Consider the following 12,110-nt stretch of genomic DNA (forward strand, 5'->3'; position numbering starts at 1 on the left):
AACACAAGATGAGCGAAGAAACTGTTTTTGATGTCGCCATTGTCGGTGCCGGCACGATGGGCATGGCCGCCGGCGCCTTTTTGGCACAGCAAGGCAAGAAGACATTGGTGATCGATGCATTCGACCCACCCCATGCGAACGGCAGCCATCACGGAGACACACGATTGATCCGCCATGCCTACGGGGAAGGCAGGCATTACGTTAGGTTAGTGTTGCGCGCGCAGCAATTATGGGAAGACTTGGAGAAGCAGACCGGCTACAAGGTGTTCGACAAGACCGGGGTCATCGGACTCGGCCCGCAAGACTCCTCTTTTCTGCTCGAAAGCATCGCAGCCGCCAATAGCTACGGCTTGCCGCTCGAAATATTGAGCAGCGGCGCCATCCAGGAAAGGTGGCCTGGCTTCACTGTGCCCGAGCATTTCATCGGCTGCTTTGAGGAACAGGCAGGCGTGTTGTACAGCGAAAATGCCATCCGTGCTTACAAAAAACTGGCGCTTGAAAACGGCGTTCACTATGTGCCGAATACACCCGTCCAGCACATCGATATACAGGAAGGGGATCACGTGAAAATTTCTACCGCGCACGGTGTTTTCTATGCTGAAAAAGTGATCGTTACAGCTGGGGCTTGGGCGAAGAAACTGTTGCCGGACCTGCAATTGCCGATCCAACCGACGCGCAAAGCGGTCGGCTGGTTTGAAGCACCGGAGATGTACGATGCCGATCAATTTCCGGGGTTTTTTGTGGAAGGTCCCGAGATGATGTTCTACGGCTTCCCGAGCATCGACGGCGCTGGCGTAAAAGTCGGACGGTCGGACGGCGGGCAGCCAATCGACCCGGACGAACAAACCCAGAACTTCGGGCAATACGAATTGGATGAAGGCGACTTAAGAAGATTCTTGGACCTGTATATGCCGGAAGCGAGCGGAGAGTTGAAACAAGGCAAAACTTGTTTATACACTGTCTCGGACGACCATAACTTCATCATCGACCGCCATCCGGACAACGAGCGCGTCATTTTCGCCTGCGGCTTTACCGGCCACGGCTTTAAATTCGGCAGCGTCATGGGCGAAGTGTTGAGCCAATTGGCCACAGACGGCCACACCGAATTCGACATCGGCCCCTTCTCACTCAACCGTTTCAAACTATGAGCTAAAAAGAGTCTCTCCTTAATGATGAAGGAGAGACCCTTTTGATTGTCGAGAAAGTTAAGAAGACGTATTTTCCGAAGCTTATCGCTCGCTTTCCGTGGGGCGGGAATCGAGCCTCCTCGTCACTGCGTTCCTGCGGGGTCTCTCAAACCCGCTAGTCCCACAGGAGTCGAGCAAACGCTTCTCCAAATACTCAACTAACACATTGATTTTTGATTGATTTTTGAATGTATAAAAGGAGAGCCTTTTTTATTTGTAGCAATTTGTAGGTTTTTTCAACACTCTAAAGAGTCTCTCCCTATTGATAAAGGAGAGACTCTTTTTCGATAGTGACCACTTGCTTGGTTTCGGCTGCTTCCATGATGCCCAAAATGACTTTCAGTGATTTCAAGGCATCTTCTCCCGTAACGATTGGCTCTTGGTCCAAGCGTATCGAATCGACGAACGCATCAATGACGCCGCTCGGAGTCTGGTTGTCATTCGTTTGGATCGCTTCCAGCTGGTAGTTCACTTTCTCGCCGGATTCCATGATGAGTTCCAGCTGATACTCGTCGTCGTGGTAGATTTTCATGATGCCTTTCTCGCAATAAACAACGGTGCTATTGTCCTCTTCCCCGTAATAGGTCCAGGAGAAGGCGGCGTTCCCGAGGCGCCCTTTTTCGGTCGCCAAGCTGCAGACAAGATTGTCGCATACTTCAATCGGCTCACCGTTTTCATCCGTTTTGTGCAAAGCTCCCTGGAAGGCGCTCACTTGAATGATTTCATCATCGAGCAAGTAATGCAGTAAATCGATTTTGTGGATGCCGAGGTCGCCGCCGACACCAAAACCTGAACGCTCTTTTTTAAAGAACCACGTCGAGTTTGTTTTATTGATGCCCCAAGATTCAGGGCCCGAATGGCCAAAAGCTGTACGGAAGGTCAAGATTTTCCCGAGCTCCCCTCCTGCCAGGATGTCCCGTGCTTTCTGGTGTGCAGGTGTGAACCGCTGATTGTGGTCGACCATCAGTTTCTTGCCGGATTTTTTCTGTGCTGCCAAAATCTCTTTGGCATGTTCGACCGTCAAGGAAATCGGTTTTTCGCACAGCACGTGCTTGCCGCTCAATAGTGCCTGCGTGGAAAATAAACGATGGTTTTCATTCGACGAACAATCGCTGATGGCGATAATATCCGGATCGTTGAATAAGTCTTCGACATTCTCGACATTCCTGCCGCCGAACAATTCCACCATCGCTTCGGAACGATGGAGGTTGCGGTCGTAAAAGACGATTTCATCCACGTATGGATTGGCTGTATATTCCGGTGCGTGGCGCATTTTCGTAATGGCCCCGCAACCGATGATGCCTACCTTGATGCCCATGCGATCCCCCCTTTTGTCTCTCATAGATTGCGATGCGCTCCCAACATACTCGAATTCGACTCAAGCACAATAGCTGCTGTTGGTAGAAAATAAAGCAAAAAAACCACGAAAGAAAATGTTCCGCAGTCTTTTTAGCTCAGTGCTTCTTTTCGTGAAGACGCCGGTGGAGCGCATGTACCTGTTCGGCAAGTTCTGGCACCGGCCCGTCTACGCGCGCCTCTACAAGTATGTCCCCGATCGATAAATTGCGCACAGGCGAAGGCGCGGCTCCAAGTTCTTTCATCCACTCGCCCAATTGCTTCGAGGAACTCGCGTAAACGATGCGGCCGAGGCCAACCCAGCCATGCGCCGCTGCGCACATAGGACAATGCTCGCCGGACGTATAGACAGTTGCATGTGTCCGTTCTTCCGGGGCTAGATGTTCAGCAGCCCAGCGCGCAATTGCGAATTCTGGATGCTGCGTATGGTCGCCTGATGCCACATGGTTATGGTCTTCAAACAGCACCTCTCCTTGTCCCGACACGAGGATGGAACCAAAGGGCTCGTCCCCTTTCTCAAACGCCTGTTCGGCAAGTTTTACACAGCGCTTTAAATGCTGTAGATCGGTCTCATTGATCACCTATACCACTCCTCCATTCTTTTCTCTATCCAATACATATAACCTGTTTCTATCATTTTCACGCTCAATTGCTGAAAACTCAATTTCCCTATCTTATCTCCCCCGTGCAAATGCAGGAATTCAGATTTTGTTTCTTGAATGGTATAAAGGCTAAAGAGGACGAATTGTTAAGTACTTCACACGAAACGGAGGGATTTATATGCAATTAGGCGCTTTTTCCATTAGCTTGAACGTCAAGGACATCCAAGCCTCAAAAGACTTTTACGAAAATATCGGCTTTACCGTTTATGGGGGCGACATCGAGCAGAACTGGCTGATTATGAAAAACGGCACCACCTCCATCGGCTTGTTTCAAGGGATGTTCGACAAAAACATCCTGACATTTAATCCAGGCTGGGATGAACAGGCACAGGAACTCGGTACATTTATCGACATTCGGGAGCTGCAACAAAACCTAAAATCCAAAGGTGTCTCGTTCATAAGCGAAGCAGATGCAACGGGTTCAGGCCCCGCGAGCTTTACGCTCGAAGACCCGGATGGCAACCCGATTTTGTTCGACCAGCACCTGTAACATAAAGAAGCGTTCACACCAGCCTACTCGTGTGAACGCTTCTTTTTATGTTTACTCCAATTACTTTATAAAGATATATTTTTTGAAGCAACAAGCTCCTTACGGCTTCTCCGTAAGGGGCTTGGAATCAGTAATTCATATCGAACCAGCCGTTGCTGATCGTTTGTTTATACCAATAATAGCTATCTTTTTTCGTTCGTTCCAATGTGTTGAAATCGACGTGGATGATGCCGAAGCGCTTGTCGTAGCCTTCTGCCCATTCGAAATTATCCATGAGCGACCATGTCAGGTAGCCTTTGATATTGACGCCGTAATCCATGCTTCTCTTCAAGGAAGTCAAATGCTGCTTCAAGTATTCGATTCTTCTTTGGTCGCGCACACGCCCGTTTTCCGGCTCGTCATTATAGCAAGCCCCATTTTCCGTTATGTAAATCGGAATGGCGCCGTATTGGTCTTTGATCTTTGCCAATACGCGGTAGAAGCCTTCAGGGAAGATAGCCCAGCCGAAATCCGTTTTCTCGAAACCGATATCCACACGCTCCAAGTCGAATAGATCCGCGTCTTTTTTATACCTTCCAACACTGCCGGTATAGTAATTGATCCCTACGAAATCGATTGGTTGATTGATGATTTCCATATCACCTTCTTCAATTTGAAGCGTGGCGCCTTTTTTCTCGAACCACTCGACCATGAAGGCCGGATAGCTTCCTTTGAAGACCGGGTCGAAAAACCATTCCATCAAGAAGCCCATGCTGCGGTTGCAAGCATCGATGTCTTCTTGCTTATTACTGAAAGGCTCGAGCCATTCGACGTTCGGTGCATAGCCAATGCCGCCTTTGATCTCCAAGTCTCTGAACCGACTCACTGCTTTCCCGTGAGCGAGTAATAGGTGATGGGAAATGTTTGTGGCCAGTTGCAGATCCTGGTTACCCGGGGCATGGATGCCGATGAAATTGGACAAGAACGATACGCACCAAGGCTCGTTAATCGTCACCCAGTTATTGATCTTGCCATCGAATTCCTTGAACATCAACTCAGCATAATCCGCAAAAGCGTCCACAGTTTTACGATTGGCCCATCCGCCTTCATCTTGCAAGGCTTGCGGCAAGTCCCAATGGTATAGCGTACACATCGGCTCAATGTTGTTCGCAAGCAAAGCGTCGACAAAGTCGTGATAGAATTTCAAACCTTTTTCATTCACTTCGCCGGTGCCTGAAGGGAAGATTCTCGGCCAAGACACCGAGAAGCGGTACGTGTCGATGCCCAGTTCCTTCATAAGCTTGATGTCTTCCTCGTAGCGATGGTAGCTGTCAGCTGCGACATCCCCATTGTCTCCGTTCAATACGTTTCCGGGTGTGTGTGAGAACGTATCCCAAATCGATAGCCCTTTCCCGTCTTCAAATGCAGCGCCTTCTATTTGATAAGCGGCCGTCGCCGCTCCCCATTTCATGTCTTTCGGAAATTCCATAATCGCCATTCCTACTACCTCCAATTGCCGCATGATGCGGCTCCACTCACTCTTCTTTCAAGTTCACGCTTTTGATTTTTGAATTGCATTACCGCAAGATTCCCGCACAATCAGTTCGGAATCGATAAACACTGGTTTCAATTTCGATTTATCGTTAATTAAATCATTAAGCATATAAGCGGCTAGTTTCCCCAACCGTTCTTTATCTTGCCGAACCGTCGACAAGAGCGGCGCACTGTATCGACAAGCATCAATATCATCACAGCCGACCAATCGGATATCACTGGGCACTTGAAGTCCTGCTTCTTTAATCGCCCTCAATGCACCGAATGCCATCAAGTCAGATGCGGCAAAAACCGCTTCTGGCCGTTCAGGAGCCGCCAGGATTTTTTTCATCGCAGCATAGCCGCTGTCTTCGTGGTAATCCCCGTATTGCATCCATTCTTCTTTTATTTCAAGACCGAATTGGTTCATCGCTTGCAGATAGCCCCGGCCTCGCAGCTTGGTGACTTCCGAATTCGGTTGGCCTCCGATAAAGCCGATTGTTCTCACCGAATTCAAGTACAGATGCTGGATGACTTTAGCCGCTAGATTAATATTATCGGTCATGACATAGCTCGAATGCGGCCCATCCAGGACTAAGTCGATGCCCATGCAAGGGATTTCGCTATTGACCAAGTCATGGATTGAATCTTCAATTTCCTCTCCCGTGATGATCAAACAACCATCCACGTGGAAATGTTTGCAGCGGGCCAAATAGCTGCCATTGTCCTGGGAGAAATTTTCGTTGGAAAACATGAGAATGTCGTAGCCCAGCAACCCTATATTCTTTTTGAACGCCGTCACGACTTCGTTGAAAAAAGGATGGGTAAATTCGACATTCACTTTTCCGGCATAGATCAAGCCAATCAAATTGGACTTTTTTGTCGCCAAGGATTTCGCTGAAAAATTCGGCTGGTAACCTGTCTCCTTGATGACGTCTAATATTTTTTTCTTCGTGCCTTCGTTAATGCCATGGTAATTATTGATCGTTTTGGACACAGTGGCCGGCGAGACACCGGCCATTTTTGCGATATCTTTTATGGTTAGGCTCATACGTACCCCTCTTTACTGTCTTTAATTTAAGGTTATTGTAACGAAGATAGTGAGCCAATGGTTACAATGAAGCGTTTATTTTACTGAACCTTCTGCAATGCTTGAGATAAACAAGCGGTTGAACAGGAGGAAAATAATGATTAATGGCATCGTCGCCCAAAAGACGCCGGATAAGATCATCCCGAAATCGACATTGACCGTGTTGCGAAGTGACGCTAACGCAACTTGGATTGTGTAGTTATCAGGGTCTCTGAGAATCGTGAACTGCCATAAAAACTCACCCCATACCGCGGTAAATACAATGATTCCAAGCGTCGCAAAGGCCGGTAAGATGATTGGCAAGACGATGCTCCGGTAGATCTTGAAGTTCGAACAGCCATCCAACTTTGCCGCTTCGATCAACTCGTCCGGTACCGAGTCCCCGATATATTGCCTCATCAGGAAAATACCTAGTGGATTCAAAAAGAACAAAATCATGACACCTGCCAAGGTATCTAACAAGCCCGCATTCGCAATCAGGAAATACTGAGGGATTAACCCAAGCTGCGGCGGGATGATCATCGTCAGCAAGATCGTGATGAACAGGACGTTTTTAGCCGGAAAGTAGAACTTGGCGAAAGCGAACCCTGCCAACGAGCTAATAAATAATACGACCAATGTGACGATGGAACACAGAACAAAAGATGTCCACAACGCACCGAAGAAATCAATTTGGTTCAATACTTTCTGGAAGTTTTCCACCAGTAGATTCCCTGGAGCGATTGTCGGGGGAATCGAGTTATACGCGGAACTGGTTTGAGTAGCCATCACGAACATCCAATAAAACGGGAACAAGGATAGCAAGGAAGCAAGGGACAAGAACATATAGACGAACAACTTATTCATGGAAAATTTTCGTTTGCTTGCAGTTTCGTTCATCCGTTCATCCCCTCCCTTTCTTTTTGCTAAGTCGCCCGGATGCTACATACGTGTTGATGGCTGCAAAAATGACGATGATAATTAATAAAATGATCGCCGTCGCAGAAGCCGTGCCAAACGACTGAAGCCTGAACGCATCTCGGTACAAATACATGACCACGGTCATCGCTTCGTCTCGTGTAAACGCCGCAGCTCCGAGGAACACCGTCGGTTCAGAAAACAGCTGCAAGGCGCCGACTGTCGAGAAGAACACCGTTAAAATAATGAACGGCTTGAGCAATGGCAATGTGATGTGGATGACCTGTTGGAATTTATTGGCGCCATCGATCGTGGCCGCCTCGTACACATCATTTGGAATGCTTTGAATTCCAGCTAGGTAGATAATCGTGTTGTATCCGACCCAGCGCCAAAATACCATGACCGAGATAGCGATTTTGGTGCCCCACTCAGATGTCGCCCAGCTAACAGGCTCCATCCCGAACAGTCCCAGCACGTAATTGGCCAATGACGATTCGTGATTGCTGAAGATGACGCTAAAAATCAATGCCACGGCTACCATCGACGTAATATATGGCATGAAAATCGTTACCCGGAAAAAACTTCTGAAGCGAAGAAAAGCCACATTCAACAAAATCGCCAGAATGATTCCGATGACGATTTGAGGGGCCGTTCCGATCAGGCCAATAATGATGGTATTGTACAAAGATTTCCAGAACAGCGGATCTTCCAAGACGATCCGAAAGTTGTTCAAACCGACAAAGCTCATATCCCCTAGGCCGTTCCAGCTCTGGAAAGCCAAGTAGAAACTAAAAAGCGCTGGATAGAGGCCAATGACCCCAAAAATAATAAAGAAAGGCGCTATGTATAAATAAGAGGAAATCATATTCTTTCGTTTTTCGGACGACTTTTTCTTCCCGCCTTTGTTTCCTTTTCGGTAAACAGAGTCCATTTCACTCACCCGCTTTAATTTAAAATAAGGGCATGGATTCTACAAAGTCACCATACCCTTTGAACTGCCAGCAATGCCTATTGTTATTGACGGTCGATCAAATCTTGTGCACGTTTGACAGCGGCATCCCATTCTTCTTCAGGGTCTGCCCCATTCTGCACATTTTTCAACGCGTTCAACACTTCATTATTTACCGGGAAATATTTTACGCCTTTGAAGACAGCTGTATCGATATCTTGTGCTGCTTCTGCGAATACAGATGATGTGACTTGGCCGCCAAAGAACTCGTCTTCGTTGCCTGTGAACTCGTCCATTTCATACACAGCAGGAGCTGAAGGGAACAAGCCTTTTTCCTGGAATGACGTCAATTGGTTGTCAGCTGACACTAACCATTCCGTAAAGTCGTAAGCTTCCTGGGCATTTTCCGTTTCGCTTGGGATAGCTAAGTACGACCCGCCCCAGTTTGCAGCAAACTCAGTCGGCAATGTGGCCACTCTCCATTTGCCAGCAGCATCCGGCGCATTTCCTTCCATCCAGCCTTTCAGCCAGCCTGCGCCCAATTCGACCGCAAACTCACCTGTGTTGACGGCGTTGGCCCATTCAGGCGTCCACATTTCAAACTTCCCTACGACACCCGCTTCGTTCAGTTCGACCGCGTAATCATAGGCTTTTTTCACATCGTTGCCTTCTTGGCCAATCAATAATTCGCCTTCGGGATTCAAGTATGTTTCTTCCGAGGCATCCAGGTAGGCTCTAAACGCCATTTCGATGCTGTCGACAAAAGGTTTCCCGGTTTCTTCCAAAACTTGCAAGCCAGCTTCTTTGAAGGCTTCAGGGGAATCGATCATCGCCGAGACTTCTGCAGGATCTGTTGGCAAGCCAGCTTCTTCAAAGACATCAGCACGGTAGTACAAAGCTTTTGGCCCGATGTCAGTCGGCAAACCGAAGAGGAAATCACCTTCTTGGTTCGCTCCGGCATTCCATTTCCAATCCAAGTATTCCGCTTGAACATCTTCTGCCCCTAGCTCATACAAGTTTTCAAAGCTTCCTTGAGCTTCTTTGAATCGATCGAACTGGTCGACTTCTAGCATCGCAATATCAGGCGCGCCGCTTCCAGCAGATAAAGAAGTAAATAGCGCATCATGGTGTTCCGCCGTTTCTGAAACTTTTACATTGATGGTGACGTTCGGGTTTTCTGCTTCATACGCTTCAGCTAGTTCTTCATAGTTCGTAGCCCCAAAAGACCAAAAATCCAGTGTCACTTCGCCATCCTCGCCAGAAGTCGACTCTTCATCACTGCATGCTGCCAGTGTTGCAGAAAGTGCCAAAGTCATTCCAAGTACAGGCCATTTTTTCATGTTCTTCATTTTATTTCCCCCTTATATGATAATCGACGTGCCTCCACTAAAATGATGATTACTGATTCGTGTTGAGCGAAAATAAAGCCTGTTCTAATTAACGAAACCGGTTTCTATAATCGCTAAAAAAAATGAATTAAACCGCTTACATTTACAATAATAACTCAATTTTTTCATTAATCAATCATTTATTTTATTAAATATGTAAACCGGTTTCGTTCATCCGGCGTGGTTACTGGTAATTATGGAATAAAAAATTTTTTACGACCCCTATATTAGCCAATAATCGAACAGCTACAAAAAAAGCGTTAGCTTTGGAAGATTCTACGTTCCCCAAATCCTAACGCTTCAACTAACCTACTCCAATTCTTCTTCCGCCAACAACTTAAATCCTTCCACGACTGTATCCTCTTCCACTTCGATCAGGATGCAGCGCCGGCCCTTGTAATTGACTTGTTTGACGTAACGTAAGTCTTCGGGGCCGATCTTAATTTCGGCGACTTTCGTGTTGATCTTAATCGATTTTGCCCCATATTTCGGCACGATGTGACTCGCTTTCATCTCGTACTTGCGGTCATCCGTCACTTGCTGGAACGCTTGCTCCACTTTCTCGGTGCTGATGTCTTTGATGCCGCTCGCTTTCAAGACGCGCTCGACTTCCTTGGAATCGAGCATTGGCGCCGGCTCGTCCTCGTCTTCTGCTTCCACTTCGAGCATGCTGTTGATCTCGTCGTAGACGCCCGCGAGCGTTCTCGAATTGACCTCATCGCCGATCACTTGCTTGACGATTTCTTCAAACACCACTTTATCATCTTCTGCGGTGGTGATTTCATCGCCATTCAGCACGTTTTCGATAAACTGGAAATCCGGCTTATTGGCTTTGGCCGCAGAATACAAGATGCGGTTGACGTCTGCCGCGTTGTTCGTGAAGCTCGGGAACAAGAAGCCGCCGACCGGCGACGACAGCTTAATGACCGGGTCCGCCATAATGTTCGACTTAAATTCCTTTTCGATAAAATCAAATACCAGCGACGATTTCGGCAGTTCGGTTTGGTTCATGCTGCTGAGGACGAACGGCGTCGTATAGACTTCGTCGCGCATGGCCGCTTCTGTCTCATCCGGCTCGCGTTTCGTCGTCTTGAAATACGTGCCGCGGATGAACGTGATGACCATGTCCTTGTCGTATGGCGTTTCTTCGACCATCTTCAAGGCGACGCGCTGCATATTGTCTTTCCAGCCTTCTGCATCGTCTGCATGAAGCCCTTCGTACAATAGCGTCTGCGTATGGTCGGCCTGCCCTTCTTCCGGGCGCTGGAACTTCACTTCAAATAGCTTGATATCGAGCTTGCCTGCGAGCACTTTCTTGAAATTGGCCAAAAACAGCTCTTGCTGCTCGCGCTCGAGCATCGCAAACGAGCGGCTCTCCTCGTGGAAGATCTCACTTGTCTCTTGCTTGATATATACATTGTAAATCTCGGCGATTTTTAGTAAATCCGTCTCCAACTTAAACTGCTTGCGGATCTCGGCAATGTCTTTTTTGTTCATCTCTATTTCCAACTCCCAGCTAATAAAATCCATGTGTTTGCAAAAAAAGAGCATCCAAGCCAAGTTGCTTTGGACACTCTTTCATTATAACAAGAATTCAGCAGGAAACCGGGATTGCCCTTGTGGATTTCCAAATCCTCGGCATTTACAAAACCAGCAGCAAGACCGGAATCGTGACGATGCTCGCCAAGGTACTGACGAACATCGCGCTCGACACCATTTCAGGATTCATATTGAACTTGATGGCAAGCAGTGTCGTTGTGACGGCCGCTGGGGTTGCCGCAGAAACCAACAACACTTTTGCTTCTAGTGAGCCCCCGGGATATAGCCAGGCCAATAGAACGAAAGCGATGGCTGGAAAAGCAACCAATTTCAGCACGGCCGCTGTCCCGATGAACTTCAATACCGTCTTGATTTGAATCGAAGCCAAGGTGATCCCGAGCAGCGTCAACAGCACTGGCACCGCCGCCTGCCCCAGTAAGCCTGTTGCATTGCCGAGCGCTTCAGGAACCGCAATGCCCGTTATTTTCAGGATCAGGCCGGTAGTGATAGCGATAAAGCCGGGCATGCGGATGATGGTAATGAAAATCGCCGTCTTGGAAACATCTGCGTGATTCGATGCGTAAAAAATGCCAGCTGAATTCATCAGCAAAGATTGCATAACCACATAAATAATCGCGATCGCCATGCCTTCATCCCCGAAGGCGAACAACACGATCGGCAAGCCATAGTTTCCCGTGTTTGGAAACGCGCTCGCGAGCATCATCGTATTGCGGTATGACAGATCCCATCCGAGTACGAAGCCTAGAAATGTGATCACCCCCGCAAACAAGACAAACAGCAAGACCGCAAACAGCACAATTCTCCCTAAATCCCCCAAATCCAATGAAGACGTCGTGACGGAATGGAAAAATAGAGCCGGGCTGAACACGTAGATGCACAAATCCGACACCGGTTTTTTGTCGACGTCCATAAATTTCCCGACAAAAAAGCCGATGCCAAGCAAGACAAAGACCGGCAAAATGACATTGATGATTTCACTGACAATCATGGCGTTCACTCTCCATCAGAAAGAGGGAAAG

The 12,110-nt window shown here is 47.9% G+C and carries 11 protein-coding genes; 2 read left to right on the top strand and 9 right to left on the bottom strand.

The annotated features are described in order from the left end of the window. Positions 1–8: 8 nt before the first annotated feature. Entirely contained in the window at positions 9–1,148 is a 1,140-nt protein-coding gene (gene solA / locus BBI11_RS15885) for an N-methyl-L-tryptophan oxidase (protein ID WP_068459381.1), read from the top strand. Positions 1,149–1,446: 298 nt separating this feature from the next. On the opposite strand, the gene BBI11_RS15890 is transcribed toward solA, so the two are convergent. Beyond that, complete coding sequence (locus BBI11_RS15890) at positions 1,447–2,505, bottom strand: Gfo/Idh/MocA family protein (RefSeq protein WP_068459383.1); 1,059 nt, start codon at positions 2,503–2,505, stop codon at positions 1,447–1,449. A 136-nt stretch (positions 2,506–2,641) separates the two neighbouring features. Continuing rightward, positions 2,642–3,124, bottom strand: a complete 483-nt coding sequence (locus BBI11_RS15895; protein ID WP_068459385.1) for a nucleoside deaminase — start codon at positions 3,122–3,124, stop codon at positions 2,642–2,644. A gap of 199 nt (positions 3,125–3,323) precedes the next feature. On the opposite strand from BBI11_RS15895, the gene BBI11_RS15900 reads away from it, so the two are divergent. Beyond that, a complete protein-coding gene (locus BBI11_RS15900) occupies positions 3,324–3,695 on the top strand; it encodes a VOC family protein (protein ID WP_068459387.1) in 372 nt (123 codons plus the stop codon). 127 nt (positions 3,696–3,822) lie between these two features. Here the strand turns inward: BBI11_RS15900 and BBI11_RS15905 are convergent, their stop codons facing one another. The 7 genes from BBI11_RS15905 to BBI11_RS15935 all read right to left on the bottom strand — a co-directional run bounded on the left by BBI11_RS15905 (position 3,823) and on the right by BBI11_RS15935 (position 12,079). Next, entirely contained in the window at positions 3,823–5,172 is a 1,350-nt protein-coding gene (locus BBI11_RS15905) for a GH1 family beta-glucosidase (protein ID WP_068459389.1), read from the bottom strand. A 54-nt stretch (positions 5,173–5,226) separates the two neighbouring features. After that, positions 5,227–6,258, bottom strand: a complete 1,032-nt coding sequence (locus BBI11_RS15910; protein WP_068459390.1) for a LacI family DNA-binding transcriptional regulator — start codon at positions 6,256–6,258, stop codon at positions 5,227–5,229. A 75-nt stretch (positions 6,259–6,333) separates the two neighbouring features. Beyond that, positions 6,334–7,176, bottom strand: a complete 843-nt coding sequence (locus tag BBI11_RS15915) for a carbohydrate ABC transporter permease (protein WP_068459393.1) — start codon at positions 7,174–7,176, stop codon at positions 6,334–6,336. A 4-nt stretch (positions 7,177–7,180) separates the two neighbouring features. Further along, entirely contained in the window at positions 7,181–8,125 is a 945-nt protein-coding gene (locus BBI11_RS15920) for a carbohydrate ABC transporter permease (protein ID WP_068459395.1), read from the bottom strand. Between the two features lie 83 nt (positions 8,126–8,208). Beyond that, positions 8,209–9,492 carry an ABC transporter substrate-binding protein gene (locus BBI11_RS15925; protein WP_068459397.1) on the bottom strand — a complete coding sequence of 428 codons (1,284 nt, stop codon included), beginning with the start codon at positions 9,490–9,492 and terminating at the stop codon, positions 8,209–8,211. A gap of 348 nt (positions 9,493–9,840) precedes the next feature. Then, the gene (locus tag BBI11_RS15930; RefSeq protein WP_068459399.1) at positions 9,841–11,028 is read right to left on the bottom strand and encodes a DUF4317 domain-containing protein; all 1,188 of its coding nucleotides are present in this window, start codon (positions 11,026–11,028) and stop codon (positions 9,841–9,843) included. Between the two features lie 145 nt (positions 11,029–11,173). Further along, positions 11,174–12,079, bottom strand: coding sequence for an AEC family transporter (locus tag BBI11_RS15935; RefSeq protein ID WP_068459401.1), 906 nt, complete (start codon positions 12,077–12,079; stop codon positions 11,174–11,176). Positions 12,080–12,110: the final 31 nt, after the last annotated feature.

It is taken from the genome of Planococcus maritimus (genome assembly GCF_001687625.2).
Lineage (GTDB): Bacteria > Bacillota > Bacilli > Bacillales_A > Planococcaceae > Planococcus > Planococcus maritimus.